Source organism: Streptomyces sp. NBC_01450 (assembly GCF_036227505.1).
Lineage (GTDB): Bacteria > Actinomycetota > Actinomycetes > Streptomycetales > Streptomycetaceae > Streptomyces.
This window is the reverse complement of record NZ_CP109480.1, coordinates 6,399,235-6,418,384: the sequence shown is the minus strand read 5'-3', so window position 1 is coordinate 6,418,384 and position 19,150 is coordinate 6,399,235. Positions and strand designations below refer to the sequence as shown.

The 19,150-nt window shown below is 70.9% G+C and carries 17 protein-coding genes; 11 read left to right on the top strand and 6 right to left on the bottom strand.

The window, feature by feature from the left end; genetic code table 11:
* Nucleotides 1–204 precede the first annotated feature (204 nt).
* Nucleotides 205–3,234, bottom strand: a complete 3,030-nt coding sequence (locus OG568_RS28705) for an FAD-linked oxidase C-terminal domain-containing protein (RefSeq protein ID WP_443077779.1) — start codon at nt 3,232–3,234, stop codon at nt 205–207.
* Between the two features lie 302 nt (nt 3,235–3,536).
* Here OG568_RS28705 and OG568_RS28700 point away from each other — a divergent pair, with 302 nt between their 5' ends.
* From OG568_RS28700 to serC, 7 genes are all read left to right on the top strand, one after another.
* The gene (locus OG568_RS28700; protein WP_329533623.1) at nt 3,537–5,339 is read left to right on the top strand and encodes a sensor histidine kinase; all 1,803 of its coding nucleotides are present in this window, start codon (nt 3,537–3,539) and stop codon (nt 5,337–5,339) included.
* Nucleotides 5,336–5,743, top strand: coding sequence for a roadblock/LC7 domain-containing protein (locus OG568_RS28695; RefSeq protein ID WP_054235659.1), 408 nt, complete (start codon nt 5,336–5,338; stop codon nt 5,741–5,743). Before OG568_RS28700 ends, OG568_RS28695 begins: the two co-directional genes overlap by 4 nt.
* Complete coding sequence (locus OG568_RS28690) at nt 5,740–6,087, top strand: DUF742 domain-containing protein (RefSeq protein WP_099946439.1); 348 nt, start codon at nt 5,740–5,742, stop codon at nt 6,085–6,087. Before OG568_RS28695 ends, OG568_RS28690 begins: the two co-directional genes overlap by 4 nt.
* A complete protein-coding gene (locus OG568_RS28685) occupies nt 6,068–6,772 on the top strand; it encodes a GTP-binding protein (RefSeq protein WP_385065433.1) in 705 nt (234 codons plus the stop codon). Before OG568_RS28690 ends, OG568_RS28685 begins: the two co-directional genes overlap by 20 nt.
* A complete protein-coding gene (locus OG568_RS28680) occupies nt 6,769–7,992 on the top strand; it encodes a cytochrome P450 (protein WP_266433456.1) in 1,224 nt (407 codons plus the stop codon). Before OG568_RS28685 ends, OG568_RS28680 begins: the two co-directional genes overlap by 4 nt.
* Entirely contained in the window at nt 7,989–9,206 is a 1,218-nt protein-coding gene (locus tag OG568_RS28675; protein WP_329533622.1) for a cytochrome P450 family protein, read from the top strand. Before OG568_RS28680 ends, OG568_RS28675 begins: the two co-directional genes overlap by 4 nt.
* A 232-nt stretch (nt 9,207–9,438) precedes the next feature.
* Nucleotides 9,439–10,557: a phosphoserine transaminase gene (gene serC, locus OG568_RS28670; protein ID WP_329533621.1), complete on the top strand. Its 1,119-nt coding sequence runs from the start codon at nt 9,439–9,441 to the stop codon at nt 10,555–10,557.
* Nucleotides 10,558–10,673: 116 nt separating this feature from the next.
* Here serC and OG568_RS28665 read toward each other — a convergent pair whose 3' ends face one another.
* Nucleotides 10,674–11,660: a WD40 repeat domain-containing protein gene (locus tag OG568_RS28665; protein WP_329533620.1), complete on the bottom strand. Its 987-nt coding sequence runs from the start codon at nt 11,658–11,660 to the stop codon at nt 10,674–10,676.
* A 138-nt stretch (nt 11,661–11,798) separates the two neighbouring features.
* Between OG568_RS28665 and OG568_RS28660 the strand changes: the two genes are divergently transcribed.
* The 3 genes from OG568_RS28660 (at nt 11,799) to OG568_RS28650 (ending at nt 14,217) form a co-directional block, all read left to right on the top strand.
* Nucleotides 11,799–12,473 (top strand): SGNH/GDSL hydrolase family protein, encoded by a 675-nt coding sequence (locus tag OG568_RS28660; RefSeq protein WP_329533619.1) that lies wholly within the window; start codon nt 11,799–11,801, stop codon nt 12,471–12,473.
* 104 nt (nt 12,474–12,577) lie between these two features.
* Nucleotides 12,578–13,165, top strand: a complete 588-nt coding sequence (locus OG568_RS28655) for a Uma2 family endonuclease (protein WP_329533618.1) — start codon at nt 12,578–12,580, stop codon at nt 13,163–13,165.
* Nucleotides 13,166–13,224: 59 nt separating this feature from the next.
* Entirely contained in the window at nt 13,225–14,217 is a 993-nt protein-coding gene (locus OG568_RS28650; RefSeq protein ID WP_329533617.1) for an aldo/keto reductase, read from the top strand.
* A gap of 253 nt (nt 14,218–14,470) precedes the next feature.
* On the opposite strand, the gene thpR is transcribed toward OG568_RS28650, so the two are convergent.
* The 3 genes from thpR to OG568_RS28635 form a co-directional block, all read right to left on the bottom strand.
* The gene (thpR, locus tag OG568_RS28645) at nt 14,471–15,043 is read right to left on the bottom strand and encodes an RNA 2',3'-cyclic phosphodiesterase (RefSeq protein WP_329533616.1); all 573 of its coding nucleotides are present in this window, start codon (nt 15,041–15,043) and stop codon (nt 14,471–14,473) included.
* A gap of 78 nt (nt 15,044–15,121) precedes the next feature.
* Nucleotides 15,122–16,405: an MFS transporter gene (locus OG568_RS28640; protein WP_329533615.1), complete on the bottom strand. Its 1,284-nt coding sequence runs from the start codon at nt 16,403–16,405 to the stop codon at nt 15,122–15,124.
* Between the two features lie 345 nt (nt 16,406–16,750).
* Nucleotides 16,751–17,188, bottom strand: coding sequence for a MarR family winged helix-turn-helix transcriptional regulator (locus OG568_RS28635; protein ID WP_054235179.1), 438 nt, complete (start codon nt 17,186–17,188; stop codon nt 16,751–16,753).
* A 143-nt stretch (nt 17,189–17,331) separates the two neighbouring features.
* Between OG568_RS28635 and OG568_RS28630 the strand changes: the two genes are divergently transcribed.
* Nucleotides 17,332–17,538 carry a ribbon-helix-helix protein, CopG family gene (locus tag OG568_RS28630; RefSeq protein ID WP_266433440.1) on the top strand — a complete coding sequence of 69 codons (207 nt, stop codon included), beginning with the start codon at nt 17,332–17,334 and terminating at the stop codon, nt 17,536–17,538.
* Nucleotides 17,539–17,554: 16 nt separating this feature from the next.
* Here the strand turns inward: OG568_RS28630 and OG568_RS28625 are convergent, their stop codons facing one another.
* Nucleotides 17,555–19,006, bottom strand: coding sequence for an NCS2 family permease (locus tag OG568_RS28625; protein ID WP_329533614.1), 1,452 nt, complete (start codon nt 19,004–19,006; stop codon nt 17,555–17,557).
* Nucleotides 19,007–19,150 lie beyond the last annotated feature (144 nt).

Below are 19,150 nucleotides of genomic sequence, written 5' to 3'. Positions count from 1 at the left end.
ATAGCGAGCGCAATAGTGCTGCGATGATGCGAGAATTCTCTACGGATACGGGCGGGAATTCCTGGTCGTCACCTCGGTTTTCCCTGCCGCCCGACATCAAGGAATCTACACGTCCCGCGCCTCAAGGCACAGCAAAATGCAGCACATGACGACTGTGAATCCCCTTATGAAACCTGAGAGTTGCCTAAAAAACCTGGGTATTGCTTATCCACGCCGCCGGTCCGCACCTTGGTCGCCCCCCGGGTCCACCCCTTGGTCCAGCGCCTCCGCCAGCACCTCCGCCAGGTGCCGCCCCTTGCGCCCCGCCAGCTGTTCCAGCTGTGTGCGGCAGGAGAAACCGTCCGCGAGAAGCAGTGTGTCGGGTGTGGCGGCCCGCACGGCCGGGAGCAGTTGTTCCTCCGCGCAGGTCTTCGACACCTCGTAATGGCCCCTCTCGAAGCCGAAGTTGCCCGCGAGTCCGCAGCAGCCGCCCGCGAGGGTGCCGGTGAGACCCGCCGTCTCGCGCAGCCGGCGGTCGGCGGCGTCGCCGAGGACGGCGTGCTGGTGGCAGTGCGTCTGGCCGGCCACCGGACGGTCGAGGCGCGGGGGTGACCAGTCCGGGGCGAGTCGCTCCAGGGCCTCGGCGAACGTCAGCACCGCCGACGCCAGGCGTGCCGCGCGAGGGTCGTCGTGGAGGAGCTCCGGGAGGTCCGTGCGCAGGGCGGCGGCACAGCTCGGCTCCAGGACGACGACGACGGGCGGGCGCGGGTGGACGTCCGGGTCCAAGAACACGCCCATCAGGTCGAGCGTGCGGCGCATCACCGCGCGGGCGCGGTCGAGTTGGCCCGTGGAGACGTACGTCAGTCCGCAGCAGACGTGGCCGCGCGCGCCCACCGACCAGGGGTGGTGAGAGAGCGGCACGCTCTCCCCGGCGCGCGGTGTCCGCTTCTGCATCACCACCGTCGGCGGGAGCATCACGTCCACCCCGGCCGCCTCCAACACTCGTACGGCCGCCCGCCCCACGGACGGCGAGAGATGCTCCGTGAAGGTGTCCGGCCACAGGAAAGCGGCCTCTCCCGGGGAGTCGGCGGCCTCCGTCTCAGGGCCGTACGCCTCCTCCCGGAGCATCCGTCGCACCCGCTCCTTGAAGCGTCGCCCCCACCACCGGCTGAACGTCTCCGGCGCCAGGCGCGGGATCTCCCGCTCGGGTGCGATTCCGCCGAGTCGTTTGGCGAGCGCCGCCAACGGTCCTACGGAGGAGAGGGAATTGAGCAGCGCGGCCGATCTCGTACGGTCGACCAGACGCAGCCACACCGGCAGCCAGCCCATCGTGTAGTGCGCGACGGGGCGCCTCCTGCCTTCGTAGTGATGGTGCAGGAACTCCGCCTTGTACGTGGCCATGTCGACGCCCACCGGGCAGTCGGACCGGCAGCCCTTGCAGGACAGGCACAGGTCCAGTGCGTCCCGGACCTCGGTCGAGCGCCAGCCGTCGGTGACCACCTCGCCCGCGAGCATCTCGTGCAGCAGCCGGGCCCGCCCCCGCGTGGAGTGCTCCTCCTCCCCCGTCGCCCGGAACGACGGGCACATGACACCCGAGTCGGCGGCCGTCGTCGTACGGCACTTGGCGACCCCCACGCACCGGCGCACCGCCGCCGAGAAGTCCCCGCCGTCCGCCGGATATCCGAACGCCACGTCCACCGGCTCGCGCGGCAGCACCGCGAAGCGCAGGTTCTCGTCCAGTCGGTGCGGGCGTACCAGCATCCCGGGGTTGAGCAGGTCGTCCGGGTCCCACAGGTCCTTGGCCCGCTCGAAGAGACCGACCAGCTCCGTGCCGTACATCCTGGGCAGCAGTTCGGCCCGTGCCTGCCCGTCCCCGTGCTCGCCCGAGAGGGAGCCCCCGTGGGACACCACCAGCTCGGCCAGTTCCTCGGAGAAGCGGCGGAAGCGGGCCGTCCCGGCGCTCGTCAGCAGGTCGAAGTCGATGCGGACGTGGATGCAGCCGTCGCCGAAGTGCCCGTACGGGGTGCCGCGCAGGTCGTGGGCGCTCAGCAGGTGCCGGAAGTCACGCAGATACGCGCCGAGCCGGGCGGGCGGCACCGCGCAGTCCTCCCAGCCCGGCCACGCCTCGCTCCCGTCCGGCATCCGGGTCGCCGTGCCGCTCGCGTCCTCGCGCAGCCGCCACAGGACGCGCTGCGCGGCCGGGTCGGTGACCACGAGGGAGTCGAGGATGTCGGCGGCCCGGACGATCGCGTCCGCACACGCGCGTGCCTGTGCCGGGTCCGCGCCCCCCGTCTCCACGAACAGCCACGCGCCGCCGCGCGGCAGCCCCGCGTCCGGCGGTACGAGGTCCGCGGCCATCCCCTCCACGGTGAGCGGCCCCAGCGGCAGCAGCCCGGCCGCCGCCTGAGCCGCCGCGCTCTCGTCCGCGTACGCCAGCACGGCCAGCGCCCGCGCGCGTGGTGCCTCCACCAGTCGTACGACCGCCTCCGTGAGCACCCCGAGCGTGCCCTCGGAGCCGCAGAAGGAGCGGGCTACGTCGGCGCCCTTCTCGGGGAGCAGCGCGTCGAGCGCGTAACCGGAGATACGGCGGGGCAGCTGTGGGAAGCCCGTGCGCAGGCGGGCCAGCTCGCCCTCGACCAGGGCCCGGAGGCCGTCCGGGGCGCCCTGCCAGTTCCGTCCCAGACGTACGACGGAGCCGTTCCCCTTGACCACCGTCAGTTCGCGCACGCTGTCCGCCGTCGTGCCCCAGGCCACCGAGTGCGAGCCGCACGAGTTGTTCCCGATCATGCCGCCGAGGGTGCAGCGGCTGTGGGTGGAGGGGTCGGGGCCGAAGCGCAGTCCGTGCGGGGCCGCGGCCTCCTGGAGGCGGTCGAGGACGACACCGGGCTGGACGACGGCCGTGCGCGCCTCGGGGTCGAGCGCGACGATCCGGTTCATGTGACGGGTGAGGTCGAGGACGACTCCGGTGCCGGTGGCCTGTCCCGCGATCGACGTGCCGCCGCCGCGTGGCACGACCGGCACGCCGTGGGCCCGGCACACGGACAGGGCGGCCGCCAGGTCGTCGGCGTCGCGCGGGCGAACCACGCCGAGCGGGACCCTGCGGTAGTTGGACGCGTCCATGGTGGTCAGCGCCCGCGCCGTCACGTCGAAGGCGACCTCGCCGCGCATCTCCGCCGCGAGGGCGGCCCGCAGCCCGTCCACGTCGGGCGGGTCCGCCGCGCCGCCCGTGCCGTCCTTCGCGCCAAGATCCGTCATGTCTCCAGGATGACCCCGCACACCGACAACGGTCCGTAACCATGACGCATCGATCACCGTCCGATCGCCGGTCGATCGCCTGCTGATCACCTGCTGATCGCCGGTCGATCGCGAGTCGATCACATGCCGCTCGCGGGCCGATCACCGGCCGATCGCCGTCGGATTATGGGCTCGGACCCAGAACCTTCCCAATACGATCACGAACTCTCATATAGTGACGGCGAATTAAGCAACCGGTGTCGCTTCTCGCCCAGGAACCTCGACCAGGAACTTCGCCCAGGACACGACCGAGGACACGATTCATGACCGCGCCCATCCCCTCCGGCGAACGACCCACCCTTCGCGCGACAGCCCCCGCGCCCCTGCTCACCGCCGCCCTGGCGGCGGTCGCGGTCGTCCTCGCCGTCTCCCTGGCACCTGACCCGGCACGCGTCGCCCTCGCCTGGGGCACGGGCACCGCCGCCGTGCTGCTGTGCGTCGCCGTCGCGGTCGCCACGCGCGCCACGCAGACCGCGAAACTCGCGCGCCGCCGCCTCGACACCGTGGCCCAGGACGCCGGACGGCTCCTGCAGGAACGCGCCCGCATGGCCGAGGAGTTCAACCAGGAGCGGTCCCGGGTCGCGGAGGAGTCCGCCCGCGACCGCGCGCGCCTGGCCGACGCCGACGCCCGCGAACGCGCCCTGCTCACCCAAGGGTTCGAGGAGGAGCGACACCGCCTCACCACCCGGATCGCCGAGGAGCAGCGGCGGTCCACGGAACTCACCGAGGAGAACGCCCGGCTGACCGAGCGGGTGCGACAGGCCGGCAGCGACCGGGCCGCCGCGATCTCGGCCACCGCCAACGCCGCCGGGCGGATGCAGGCGCTGTCCACCGGCATGCTCGCCGACCTGCGCGCCATGGAGGAGAAGCACTCCGACGAGGACGTCCTCGCCGACCTTCTCCACCTCGACCACCGCACCGCCCAGGCGGGCCGCCTCGCCGACTCCGTCGCCGTCCTCGCGGGCGCCCGCTCCGGCCGGCGCTGGGCGCGCCCCATCGTCATGGAGTCGATCCTGCGCGGCGCCATGGGCCGCATCGGCGGCTACCAGCGGGTGCGCGTCCACTCCGCGAGCGACGCCGCCGTCGCCGGGCACGCCGCCGAGGGCGTGATGCACGCGCTCGCCGAACTCCTCGACAACGCCGCGAACTTCTCCCCGCCGACCGCCGAGGTCCACGTCTACGTCGAGGAGGTCCCGGCCGGTGTCATCGTCTCCGTCGAGGACAGCGGCCTCGTCATGGGCGACGTCCAGCTGCGCCGCGCCGAACACGCCGTCTCCGGGGACGCGGGGAACTCCGCCGACCTCGGCGGCCTCACCGGCACCCGGCTCGGCCTCGCGGTGGTCGGCCGGCTCGCCCGCAAGCACGGCCTGAAGGTGTCCTTCCGGCCCTCCGCACGTGGCGGCACGGGCGTCCTGGTGCTCATCCCCCAGGACATCCTGAGCCAGCCCTCCGCCGCCGCCCCGGCCGCCCCGGCCGCGACGGAGCCCCAGGCCAAGCCCGCCGCGGCGACCCCGGATGCCACCGAGGACCACTCCCTCGCCGAGCCGGGCCCCCAGGCGTCGTACGCCGCCGCCCGCGCCCCCGAGGACCTCGACCCGGACCCGGTCCCCACCCACGAGTCGCCCCGGCACGACACCGACACCCCGCCGAACGGCACCCCCACGATCGGTACCCCCGCGACCGGCGGCCTCCCCAAGCGCCGCCGCGGCCGCACCCTCGCGCACGCCGAGCGCAGCCGCGCCCACCTCACGAACCAGGCCGACTCCGAACCCCGTACGACCGACTCCAAGACCACCGCCGCCCGCTTCAGCAGCTTCCGCCAGGCCGTCCGGGGTACCGCGCCCGACCAGGCGGCGGTCCAGGGCACGGTGCCCGAGGACGAAGCCGTACGCGCCGCGGAAGACGCCGTACGCGCCGCCGAAGAAGCCGTACGGCGCGCGGCATCCGAAGACGCCGTAGCGGACGAATCCGAAAGCGCCGCACGCGGCGAAGAAGCCGTACGGGACACCACCTCCGCGAATCCCTCGCACACCCCCTCGCATCCGGAAGGCGACACCACTTCATGACCGGCACCACCACCGCCGACGAGAAGCTCTCCTGGCTCATCGAGGGCCTCCTCGAGCGCACCCCCGGCGCCCGGCACGCGCTCGTGCTCTCCCGGGACGGCCTGAAGCTGTGCCGCACGCCGGAGCTCACCGTCGACCGCGCCGACCAGCTCGCCGCGATCGCCGCCGGCATCCAGTCGCTGTCCCACGGCGCGTCCGTGGAGTTCGGCGACGGCACCGGGGGCGTGCGCTCGGCGATGACCGAGTTCTACGGCGGGGTCCTGTTCATCGTGGAGGCGGGCGACGGCGCCCACCTCGCCGTGGTCACCGCCGAGGACGCGGACGCCGGTCTGGTCGGGCACAACATGAGCGAGCTCGTGGAACAACTCGGCGAACACCTGAGCGCGCAGCCCCGGACGTCATGAGCCGTCCGGGCAGGGACGACGCGCCCGACCGGCTCTACACCCTCACCGGAGGGCGCAGCCGGTCCGCGCCCGACACCCCGTTCGACCTGGTGACACTCGTGGTCGCCGAGTGCGACCCGGCGGTGGGCATGCAGTCGGAGCACGCGGCGATCCTGCGGCTGTGCGAGCGGCCGACGGCGGTCGTGGAGATCGCCGCCGTGCTGAAGCTGCCGGTGTCCATCACCCGCGTCCTGCTCTCCGACCTCCTCGCCGCGGGCCGCGTCAGCGCCCGCCACCCCCAGAAGGCCGCTCTTCCCGATCCCGACATCCTGGAGCAGGTGCTCGTTGGACTACGCAACCTCTGACGCGAGGACTCCCGCGGACGCTTCCGCGAACGCTTCGGCGAGCGCCGCCGCCAGGACTCCGCTGGACGCCACCGCCGACAACGGCCTGAAGATCGTGGTCGTCGGCGGATTCGGCGTGGGCAAGACGACCCTGGTCCGCTCGGTGAGCGAGATACGTCCGCTCAACACCGAGGAGACGATGACCCGGGCCGGCGAGGCCATCGACGACACCAGCGGGGTGCGCGGGAAGTCCGCGACCACCGTGGCCTTCGACTTCGGCCGCATCACGCTCGACGCCCGCAACGTGCTGTACCTGTTCGGCGCGCCGGGCCAGGAACGCTTCTGGTTCCTCTGGGACCGTCTCTTCTCCGGCACCCTCGGCGCGGTCGTCCTCGTCGACACCCGGCGCATCGACGACTCCTGGTACGCGATCGACCGCCTCGAACACCACGGCACCCCGTTCATCGTCGCCTGCAACGACTTCGGCGGCCCCACGCACACCCCCGACCAGATCCGCGAGGCCCTCGACCTCGATCCGCACGTCCCGCTCATCGACTGCGACGCCCGCTCCCGGGAGTCCAGCAAGCGGGTGCTGATCACGCTGGTCGAGCATCTGAAGACCGTGTACGACGCCCAGCGCGCCCAAAGCGCCCACCACTCTCGAAGCACTCACGCCACTGTCAAATCAACGGAGTTGGCCCTGTGACCCCCGCCCCCGTGCCCCTCAGCGGGCCCCGGTTCCAGACCGAACCCGCCGAGCTGTACCGGGAGATGCGGCGCGACCACGGTGCCGTGACCCCCGTCGTCCTGGACGGCGACATCCCGGCGTGGCTGGTGCTCGGCTACCGCGAACTGCACCAGGTCACCGGCGACCCCGTGCTGTTCAGCCGCGACTCCGAGCTGTGGAACCAGTGGGACCGCATCCCCGACGACTGGCCACTGCTGCCGATGATCGGCCGCAGGCAGCCCTCGATCCTCTACACCGTCGGCGAACGCCACCGTGAGCGCGCCACGATGATCAGCGACGCCCTCGAAGCCGTCGACCCCTTCGAACTGCGCTCCCAGGCGGAGAAGTTCGCCGACGAACTCATCGACGCGGCGTGCGCCAAGGGTGAGACGGACCTCATCGGGGACTACGCCGCCCTGCTGCCCGTCCGCGTCCTCGCCACCCTCTACGGCTTCGCCGAAGAACAGGGACCCGGCCTCGTCACCGCCCTCAACGACATGGTCAACGGCCGTGAGAACGCGCTGGCCGGACAGCAGCACCTGGCCGGCTCCATGGCCCAGCTGATCGCCGACCGGAAGGCCGCGCCCGCGAACGACGTCGTGTCCCGCATGCTCGCGAACACGGCCGGCTTCACGGACGAGGAGATCATCCAGGACCTGATGGTCATGATGGCCGCGGGCCACCAGCCGACCGCGGACTGGATCGGCAACTCGCTGCGCCTGATGCTCACCGACGAACGCTTCGCCGCCTCCCTCTTCGGCGGCCGCAACAGCGTCGCCGAGGCCATGAACGAGGTCCTCTGGGAGGACACCCCCACCCAGAACGTGGCCGGCCGCTGGGCCTCCCGCGACGCCCAGCTCGGCGGTCACCGCGTCCGCGCGGGCGATCTCCTGCTTCTCGGCCTCCAGGGCGCCAACTCCGACCCCCAGGTCCGCACCGACGGCTCCGCCCTCACCGGCGGAAACAACGCCCACTTCTCCTTCGGCCACGGGGAGCACCGCTGCCCGTTCCCGGCGCAGGAGGTCGCGGAGGTCATCGCGCGGACGGGGATCGAGGTCGTACTGGACCGGCTGCCGGACATCGACCTGGCGGTCCCGGCCGACTCCCTCACCCGGCGCCCCTCCCCGTGGCTGCGGGGCCTGACCGAACTGCCCGTGCGTTTCACCCCCACCCCGGCCCTCGGAGGCACCCCCGCATGACCAGTCGTATCGTCCTGGACCCGTTCGTGTCCGACCTGGACGGCGAAAGCGCTCGACTCAGGGAGGCGGGCCCGCTCGCCGCCGTCGAACTGCCCGGCGGCGTCCCGGTGTGGGCCGTCACCCACCACGCCGAGGCCCGCGCCCTGCTCACCGATCCCCGGCTGGTCAAGGACATCAACGCCTGGGGCGCCTGGCAGCGCGGCGAGATAGCGCCCGACTGGCCGCTGATCGGGCTCGCCAACCCCGGCCGCTCCATGCTCACGGTGGACGGCGCGGACCACCGCCGGATGCGCACGCTGGTCGCGCAGGCGCTCACCCCGCGCCGGGTGGAGCAGATGCGGGAGCGCATCACCAAACTGACGGAGGGTCTGCTCGACGGCCTGACGTCGGGCCCGGACGGCGTCGTCGACCTGAAGGCCGACTTCGCCTACCCCCTGCCCATGTACGTCATCGCCGACCTCATGGGCATCGAGGAGTCCCGGCTCCCCCGCCTCAAGGAACTCTTCGAGAAGTTCTTCTCGACGCAGACCCCGCCCGCGGAGGTCATCGCCACGCTGACGGAGTTGGCCGGCATCATGGCGGCGACGGTCGCCGCGAAGCGTGCGGAGCCTGGCGACGACCTGACCTCCGCCCTGATCCTGGCCTCCGAGGACGGCGACCACCTCACCGACGAGGAGATCGTCTCCACGCTTCAGCTGATGGTCGCGGCGGGCCACGAGACGACGATCTCCCTGATCGTCAACGCGGTGGTCAACCTCTCCACCCACCCCGAGCAGCGCGCCCGCGTCCTCTCCGGCGAGGTGGACTGGTCTGCGGTCGTGGAGGAGACCCTCCGCTACTCCACCCCGACCTCGCACGTCCTGATCCGCTTCGCGACGGAGGACGTGCCCGTCGGCGACAAGGTGATCCCGGCGGGCGACGCCCTGATCGTCTCCTACGGCGCGATCGGCCGCGACGAGAACGCCCACGGTCCGTCCGCGGGCGACTTCGACATCACCCGCACCGTCGAGAACCGCCACATCTCCTTCGGACACGGCCCGCACGTCTGCCCCGGTGCCGCCCTCTCCCGTCTGGAGGCGGGGGTCGCCCTCCCGGCCCTGTACGCCCGCTTCCCGGACCTGGACCTGGCGATCCCCGCGACGGAGCTCCGCAACAAGCCGGTGGTAACCCAGAACGACCTGCACGAACTCCCCGTACACCTGACCACCGGCTGACCCCGGGGGGCCGGGCTGAAAGATGCGCCCCGCGCCCCTCAGGGGCGCGGGGAACCGCGCGACCAGCCCCCACCCGCCCGCAGTCGAAAAGACGGCCTGCGGGGGTCCGGGGGCGCAGCCCCCGGGGATGGGTCGGGTAGGGGCGGCGGGGGCGGGGAAACCTGGCCGCCACCCCGTCTCACCCGCCGGACCACGTCTCCACCACGCTTCGTATAACGGATACGCTCGCACCGTGGCTGATATCCAGATCCCCGCTGACATCAAGCCCGCCGACGGACGTTTCGGCGCGGGCCCCTCCAAGGTGCGCACGGAGGCGCTGGACGCGCTGGCCGCGACCGGTACCTCCCTGCTCGGCACCTCCCACCGCCAGGCCCCGGTCAAGAACCTGGTCGGCAAGGTCCGCGAAGGCGTGCGCGACCTGTTCTCGCTCCCCGACGGCTACGAGGTCGTCCTCGGCAACGGCGGCTCCACCGCCTTCTGGGACGTCGCGACCCACGGTCTGATCGACAACAAGTCCCAGCACCTCACCTTCGGCGAGTTCAGCTCCAAGTTCGCGAAGGCCGCCAAGCTCGCCCCGTGGCTCGCCGAGCCCACCGTCATCTCCTCCGACCCGGGCACGCACCCCGAGCCGACGGCCGAGGCGGGCGTGGACGTCTACGCCTACACCCACAACGAGACCTCCACCGGCGTCGCCGCCCCCCTCAAGCGCGTCAACGGCGCCGACGAGGGTTCCCTCGTTCTGGTGGACGCCACCTCCGGCGCCGGCGGCCTCCCCGTCGACATCGCCGAGACGGACGTCTACTACTTCGCGCCGCAGAAGTCCTTCGCCTCCGACGGCGGCCTGTGGATCGGCGTCTTCTCCCCCGCCGCCATCGAGCGCGCCGAGCGCATCCACGCCTCCGGCCGTCACGTCCCGGAGTTCTTCAGCCTCCCCACGGCGATCGACAACTCCCGCAAGAACCAGACGTACAACACCCCGGCCCTCGCGACCCTCTTCCTGCTCAACGAGCAGTTGGAGTGGATCAACGGCCAGGGCGGTCTGGCATGGTCCACGGGCCGCACGAAGGACTCCTCGACCCGCCTCTACAGCTGGGCCGAGGAGAGCAAGTACGCGACCCCGTTCGTCACCGACCCGACCAAGCGCTCGCAGGTCATCGGCACGATCGACTTCGCCGACGAGATCGACGCCGCCGCCGTCGCCAAGGTCCTGCGGGCCAACGGCATCGTCGACACCGAGCCCTACCGCAAGCTCGGCCGCAACCAGCTCCGTGTCGCGATGTTCCCGGCGATCGACCCGGCGGACGTCGAGGCGCTGACGAAGTGCATCGACTACGTGATCGAAAAGCTGTAGTCCTTACTCGCACGCACCTTCGCGTACACACTTTCGTACGCGGACGGGGGCGCCCGGCGCGGGCAATCGCACCGGGCGCCCCTTTCTCATGCCGTACGCGCACTCATGCCGGACGACTACGACTTGCGCAACAACCTCTTCAGCCCGAACCCGGCCACCAGAACCGCGGCGACGGCGAGCGCCCCCTTGGCACCGGAGCTCAAGCCGCCGCCGCTCCCACCGGCCGACGCCGACCCCCCGCCCTCCGAAGGCGACTTGGAGTCGGAGCCGCCGCCGGGCACCGAACCGGGCTGGACCGGACTGTCCTTGCCCTCGCTGCCGTACATGAGCTTGGACCCGTCGGCGGTGTACGTGATCGACTCCCCCTGCCCCTGAAGCGGCACGTTCAGCCGACCCTGCCGCTTCGGCTTCCCGTCGTTCCAGGCGTACGCGATCCCGCCGAAGTACCCGCGTACGGCGAGCTGTTCGCCGTCGGGCGAGAAGGCCCCGTCGGTGACCCAGAGGTCGATGGTGGCGACGGACCGGAAGATGTTGGTGCCCGACGTGGAGAGCCGGGCGGGGCCCTCGTACAGGTGGCCGCCGTCCTCGTTCTTGTCGGCGATGTAGACCCGTCCGGTCTTCGGATGGACCATCAGCGCCTCGGCGTTGCGGGGCCCGTCGGCGTACTTCACGACGTACTGCGTGGCCCGGATCGTCTGGTTCTTGAGCACCTTCGGCTCGGGCAGCTTGTAGATCCACACGTAGGACCACTTGCCGCCGAGGTTGTCGCCGATGTCGCCGACGTAGAGGTCGCCGTCGGGTCCGAGGGAGATGGCCTCGACGTCACGCGGCGCGCCCACCCCCTTCATGGTGATGGTGGCGACGGTCTCGCCGGTCCTGCTGTCGACGGCGTAGAGGTACGGACCGTCGTCGCTGTCGTTGTGGGTCCAGTAAATGCCGGGGTGGAGGTGCGAGGCGGCGAGGCCGCTGGACTCGGTGATCCGGGGATCCTTGATCGTGAACCCCCCGTCCCCGCTGTCGGCGAGGGCGGGCGCCGGCAGCGCGAGGGCGAGGACGGCAGCGGCGGAGGCGGCTCCGGCGAGGAACGAGGGCGATCGGCGCATGGCCCAAGCCTCCCATCCCGGCGCCGCCGGAACCCGGATGCACCCACGAGGAACCGCCACCCCCGGCGTGTCCATCCTCACACCGCGCACCCCACACGACCCGTACTGATCGCCCGCCCGATCATCCATGATGAGCGGATGCTCAGGTTCATGCCCGTCGGCGACTCCATGACAATCGGAAGCGCGGGCGAACACACATGGCGTTACCGAATGTGGCAGCACCTGCGCGCGACGTACGCGGGCCCGTTCCGGATCGTCGGCCCGCGCGAGACGCTGTACGACAAGGCGACGGAGTCCCCCGACTCGTACGAGTACGCGGACCCGGACTTCCCGCGCGCCCATCTCGCGGGCTGGGGCGAGGGCTGGCAGCACATGGTGCCCCTGATCGGTGACGCGGTCCGCACCCACCGCGCGGACGTGCTCCTGGTCTCCCTCGGCCTGATCGACCTGGGCTTCTACACGAACGCCGTACAGACGGCGGCGAACGCCCGCGCCTTCGTCGCTGAGGCCCGCGCGGCGAACCCGCGTATCCACCTGGTCCTGCTCCCGGTGATACCGAACGTCCGCGCGGAGTCCGACGCCCCTTTCGCCGCCGAGGTCACCGCCTTCAACGAACTTCTGGCGAAGGTGGCGGCCGACCTGGACGAACCCCGCTCCCCCGTCCTCCTCGCCTCCCCGCCCCCCGCCTACGACATCCACCACGACACGTACGACGGCACGCATCCGAACGCGGCCGGCGAACACAAGATCGCGGAGGCCTTCGCGGAGGCGATGTACCAGGCCTGGGACCTGGGCGAGCCCTACTCCGCCTGATCGAGGCCGAGGGGAAACACACCCCGACGTAACCGGGTCACCGTGCGTATCGTTGTACCGCGCGGCTGCGCTCGACCGGGTTGCGGCCGGGGAGGAGCGCCACGATGACCGTCCTTGAAGACAGGATCGAGATGGCCGAGGAAAGCGGCGAACTGACTCTGGACGTCATGTTCGAGTGTCTCGAGAAGATGCCCATCCCTGAGGGAACGAAGGTCGAGATCGTCGGGGGGAACATCTTCATGTCACCGCAGCGGCAGCACCACTGGGAGATTATCGCCGACATCTACGAGCAACTGCGTGGCAAGTACCCGCGCAAGCGACTGGCGTCGGACGTACGCATCGACTTTCCCGGGCACCTGAACGGTTTCGCCTGTGACGTGGCCGCGATGGCCGCGCGATCGGTGAAGGACAGCAAGGGCCGTTGGCGCTACCAGGACGTCGAGTTCGTGGCGGAGGTGATCTCCAAGGACACCGCCGCCAACGACTACGGCCCCAAGAAGCTCACCTACGCCCTCGCCGAGGTCCCCGTCTACCTCATCGCCGACCCCTACCAGGGCAGGTGTCACCTCTTCACCGAGCCCAAGCGCGGCGACTACACGGTCGAGACGAAGATCGTCTTCGGTGACCCCGTCGATCTCGCCACCACCGTGGTCGGCCTCACCCTCCAAACCGAAGAGTTCCCCCGCGGCTGACCCGCCACGAGCGCATCTCCCTTGCCTAGAGCGCACTCCACGTCGTTGGCTAGGGACTCATGAAGTACACGCAGCTCGGACGCACGGGACTCAAGGTCAGCCGGCTCGTCCTCGGCACCATGAACTTCGGTCCGCAGACCGACGAAGCCGACAGCCACGCCATCATGGACGCGGCACTGGACGCGAGGATCAACTACTTCGACACCGCGAACGTGTACGGCTGGGGTGACAACAAGGGCCGTACCGAAGAGATCATCGGAAACTGGTTCGCCAAGGGCGGCGAGCGGCGCGACAAGGTCGTGCTCGCCACCAAGGTGTACGGGAACATGGCCGCCGACGGCGACGCCTGGCCCAACCACGACAAGCTGTCGGCCCTCAACATCCGACGGGCCGTGGACGCCTCCCTCAAGCGGCTCCAGACCGACTACATCGACGTCTACCAGTTCCACCACGTCGACCGCCGCACTCCGTTCGAGGAGATCTGGCAGGCCATCGACGTACTGGTGCAGCAGGGCAAGATCCTCTACGTGGGGTCCAGCAACTTCCCCGGGTACAAGATCGCCCAGGCCAACGAGATCGCCGCCCGGCGCGGCGGCACCATCGGTCTCGTCAGCGAACAGTGCCTCTACAACCTCGCCGAGCGGCGCGCGGAGATGGAGGTCATCCCGGCCGCGCAGGAGTACGGCCTCGGGGTCATCCCCTGGTCGCCGCTGCAGGGCGGACTGCTCGGCGGTGTCATCAAGAAGGAGGTCGAGGGCGGGCGCAGGGCGAGCGGCCGGGCCGCCGACTCCCTCGCCAACACCACCATCCGCGCGCAGATCCAGTCGTACGAGGATCTGCTCGACAAGCACGGGATCGAGCCCGGTGAGGCCGCCCTGGCCTGGCTGCTGACCCGTCCCGGCGTCACCGGCCCCATCGTCGGCCCGCGCACCGCCGAACAGCTCGACTCGGCCCTGCGCGCGGTCGAGCTGGAGCTGTCGGACGAGTTGCTGACCGGCCTGGACGAGATCTTCCCCGGGCCGGGCCCGTCCCCGGAGGCCTTCGCCTGGTAGGGCTCCCCAGGGGGGCGCCCCACCGGGCGCCCCTCAAGGGGCACGGGGAACAGCGCGGCCGGCCGCGACCCGCCCGCGGGCGGACAAGCGGCGCGGCATTCCGCTCACCCCGGCGGAGCGCTCCGGTCGGCTCTACTTGACCGCCGCCGCCAGCGCCACCACGACGAACATCAGCACGAGCACACCGGCCATGATTTGGTTTCGGGTCTTCGGGTTCACGCCCTTGAGGTTAACCGGCCGCCCCGGGGCGCCTTCAGCCGCCCGCCCCGTCCAGCGGCCAGCACGCCACCGTCTCGTAGCGCGGCTGCTCCCCCGGCACTCCCGACCTCGGCAGATTGCTGCGTACGAGACACAGTTCCCGGGCCGTCCAGTCCCGCCCGGCGAAGGCGTCCAGGGCCGTGACGTACGGGGCGAAGTCCGCGGTGTCCCGGCTGCGGGCCAGTGTCAGATGCGGGCGGTAGCGACGGTGCTCCCCCATCTCGACGCCCGCCTTCCGCGCCGCCGCCTCCGCCCGGTCGGCCAGCAGCCGCATCGTGGCGACGTCTCCCGACACCCCGGTCCACAGCGCCCGGCCGCCGAAGTGGCCGCCGCCGTGGAGGGCGAGGGGGATGGAGGGGGTGCGGTGGGCCGCGCGGGCCAGGCGGTCCGACAGGGGCTGGAGGAGTTCCTCCGCCACCTCGCCGTAGAAGGCGAGGGTGAAGTGCCAGCCGGGGCGGCCCGTCCAGCGCAGTCCGTCCGCGCCCGGCAGACGGTGCAACTCGTCCACCACCACGCCGAGTTCACGGATCACGGCCTCCGGCGGCAGCACGGCCGCAAAGAGTCTCATGCACCTCACCCTTGCAGGGAACGGATCACCGGGCCACCTTCGCCCCCGATGAGGGACGGGGTTCCCCCGGCGTCCTCGTCACATCGCCGTGGCCAGTTGCTCCTTCTGCTTTCCCGCTTCCTTCGGTACGAAGCTGACCTGCGGGTGGCCCCGATGCCAGCCCACCGACAGGCGCAGCCCGCCGACGCGGGCCAGGACCAGGCCGACGGTGGTCGCGGCGACGGCCGAGACCAGGCCGCCGAGGGCGAACCCGACCCGGGCGCCGTAGGCGTCGGTGACCCAGCCGACCAGCGGCGCCCCCAGGGGCGTACCGCCCATGAAGACCATCATGAACAGCGCCATCACCCGGCCGCGCATGGCCGGGTCGGTGCCCATCTGGACCGCGGTGTTCGCCGTGACGTTGACGGTGAGGCCGAAGATTCCGATCGGGACCATGAGGAGGGCGAAGAGCCAGAAGGACGGGGCCAGGGCCGCCACCACCTCCAGGATGCCGAAGGCCATGGCCGCCGCGATCAGGACGCGCAGTCTCGCCGTGCCGCGGCGGGCGGCGAGCAGCGCGCCGGCCACCGAGCCGACCGCCATCAGCGTGTTGAAGAGGCTGTACCCGCCGGCGCCCGAGTGGAAGATGTCGTCCGCGTAGGCAGAGAGCCAGACCGGGAAGTTGAAGCCGAACGTGCCGATGAAGCCGACGAGGACGATCGGCCAGATCAGCTCGGGGTGGCCGGCGACATAGCGCAGGCCCTCGCGGAGCTGGCCCTTGCCGCGCGGCGCCCGCTCGACCGGGTGCAGGTCGCGGGCGCGCATCAGGAGCAGGCCGACGACGGGGGCCACGAAGGACAGGCCGTTGAAGAGGAACGCCCAGCCCGTGCCCACGCCGGTGATCAGGACGCCCGCGACGGCGGGGCCGACCAGGCGGGCGGACTGGAAGTTGGCGGAGTTGAGGCTGACCGCGTTCTGCAGCTGGCCCGGGCCGACCATCTCGGAGACGAAGGACTGGCGGGCCGGGTTGTCGATGACCGTGGCGAGGCCGACGGCGAAGGCCGCCAGATAGACGTGCCAGACCTGGACATGGCCGGAGAGGGTCAGGAAGGCGAGCACGAGGCCGGTGACGCCCATGGCGGTCTGGGTGGCCAGCAGGGTGGGGCGCTTGGGGAGGCGGTCGACGAGGACGCCGCCGTACAGCCCGAAGAGCAGCATCGGCAGGAACTGCAGCGCGGTCGTGATGCCGACCGCGGCGGAGGATCCGGTGAGGCTCAGGACCAGCCAGTCCTGGGCGATGCGCTGCATCCACGTGCCGGTGTTGGAGACGACCTGGCCGATGAAGAACAGCCGGTAGTTCCTGATCCTCAGCGAGCTGAACATCGAAGAGCGGGAGGGGCGGGTGGAGTTCTCGGGGGCGGGCGGGGAGTCGGGGGTGGCTGGTCCGGGGGCGGAAGGTATTCCGGGTCCCGTACTCAAAGGGATTCGCCTCCTAGCGTTGGACGTCATTGCACGCGGGCGCGGCCGCGTCTGTCACGGTGAGGTTCGGGCACGGCGGGGCGTGCGGGACAGTGCGCACGGCTGTCACGGCGTGCCCCTGGCGGTGCATGGGACACCGCGGTCGGCGCACACCCGGCGGCCTGCCGTGCGCGGCTGCGACCGCCGCGGCGGCGCCCGCGCCGAAGTCGCGCCTGTCGCGCGTGCGCCCGGGCCGGGTGTGCGCCCCTGTCACAGTTGCGCGAGCTTCTCGAGGACGGGCGCGGCCTCGCGGACCTTCGCCCACTCGTCCTCGTCGAGGGCCTCGACCAGTCCGGCGAGGAACGCGTTCCGCTTGCGGCGGCTCTCCTCGAGCATCGCCTCGGCCTTGTCGGTCTGGGTGACGACCTTCTGGCGCCGGTCCTCGGGGTGCGGCTCCAGCCTGACCAGTCCCTTGGCCTCCAGCAACGCGACGATGCGGGTCATCGACGGTGGCTGCACATGCTCCTTACGGGCGAGTTCGCCGGGCGTGGCGGTGCCACAGCGGGCGAGGGTGCCGAGCACCGACATCTCGGTGGGGCTCAGCGACTCGTCGACCCGCTGGTGCTTGAGTCGACGCGACAGCCGCATTACTGCGGAGCGCAGGGCGTTCACGGCGGCAGCGTCGTCGCCATGGGTGAGGTCAGCCATGTCTTTAGGGTAACTCATTACCCTCTCTAAAGAGCCACAGGATGCCCGTGACGCGGGCCACTGAACCCTTACGTCACCCATATGAGTGAGTCGGCTCCAGAAAGTGACCCATTCCCCGCCGGGCTCCCGCGACCCTCGACTCCATGGGGACCAGCGTGCTCAGCCTGCGGATAGACGGGGAGCTGCTCGACCGGCTCCGACACCACGCCGCCAAACGCGGAATGAGCGTCCAGGACTATGTCGTCCGGACGCTCATTCGCGATGACTTCGACGAGCGGTTCCAGACCGCCGTCGAGGAGACGGAGAAGTTCTACGGGGTGACGTCGGACCCCGCGGGGCCGCTCGCGTGAGCCCCGGTGGGGCCGCTTACGTCAGGCCCAGGGCCGGCATCAGGTAGTAGAAGGCGAACACCGCCGAGACGACGTACATCGCGACCGGGATCTCCCGGGCCCGGCCGGCGGCCAGGCGCAGCACGACGAAGGTGATGAAGCCCATGCCGATGCCGTTCGTGATCGAGTAGGTGAACGGCATCATCACCATGGTCACGAAGGCGGGCATGGCGATCGTGTGGTCCGCCCAGTCGATCTCCTTGATCGAGCCGGAGAGGATCAGGAAGCCGACCGCGAGCAGTGCGGGGGTGGCGGCCTGGGACGGGACCATCGTGGCGAGGGGGGTCAGGAAGAGGGCCACGGCGAAGAGCGCGCCGGTGACGACGTTCGCCAAGCCGGTGCGCGCGCCCTCGCCGACGCCCGCCGTGGACTCCACGAAGCAGGTGGTGGCCGAGGAGGAGGTGGCGCCGCCCGCGGCGACCGCGATGCCGTCGACGAAGAGGACCTTGTTGATGCCGGGCATGTTGCCCCGTGCGTCGGTCAGCTTGGCCTCGTCGCCGATGCCCATGATCGTGCCCATCGCGTCGAAGAAGCACGACAGCAGCACGGTGAAGACGAAGAGGATGCCGGTCAGCACGCCGACCTTGTCGAAGCCGCCGAAGAGGCTGACCTTGCCGACGAGACCGAAGTCCGGGGTGGCGGCCGGGTTGCCGGGCCACTTCGGGGTGGTCAGGCCCCAGGACGGGACCTTCGCGACGGCGTTGATGATCACCGCGAGGACCGTCATGCCGACGATCGAGATGAGGATGGCGCCGGACACCTTGCGCACGATCAGCGCGAGCGTGAGCAGCGTGCCGAGGATGAAGATCAGGACGGGCCAGCCGTTGAGGTGACCGTCGCCGCCGAGCTGGAGCGGGACGGTGGTCTGGGCGACGTCCGGGATGCGCGAGACGAAGCCCGAGTCGACCAGCCCGATCAGCATGATGAACAGGCCGATACCGATCGAGATGCCCTTGCGCAGGCCCAGCGGCACGGCGTTCATGACGCGCTCGCGCAGACCGGTGGCGACCAGGAGCATCACGATGAAACCGGCCAGTACGACCATGCCCATCGCGTCCGGCCAGGACATCCGCGGGGCGAGCTGGAGGGCGACGACCGTGTTCACGCCGAGGCCCGCCGCCAGCGCGATCGGCACGTTGCCGATGACGCCCATGAGCAGCGTGGTGAAGGCCGCGGTGAGGGCGGTCGCGGTGACCAGCTGACCGTTGTCCAGGTGGTGCCCGTACATGTCCTTCGCGCTGCCCAGGATGATCGGGTTCAGCACGATGATGTAGGCCATCGCGAAGAAGGTGGCGAAACCGCCGCGGATCTCGCGGGGCAGCGAGCTGCCGCGCTCGGAGATCTTGAAGTAGCGGTCCAGCGCACCCTGCGCGGGGCCGGGCCCCGGCTGTTCCGGGGCGGGGGCCTTGGTGGTGGCCGAGGTGGACATGGATGACCTCATACGTGCGGGGCCTTGCGGGCCAGGACTGGCGCCGGGCGGGGACGGCGCCGGGCTGGGGGAAACATGATCGAGTCTGGCCGCCGCTCGATCACCAACAGGTTTCTCAGATGTTTCTGTTGGAGTTTCGTACGA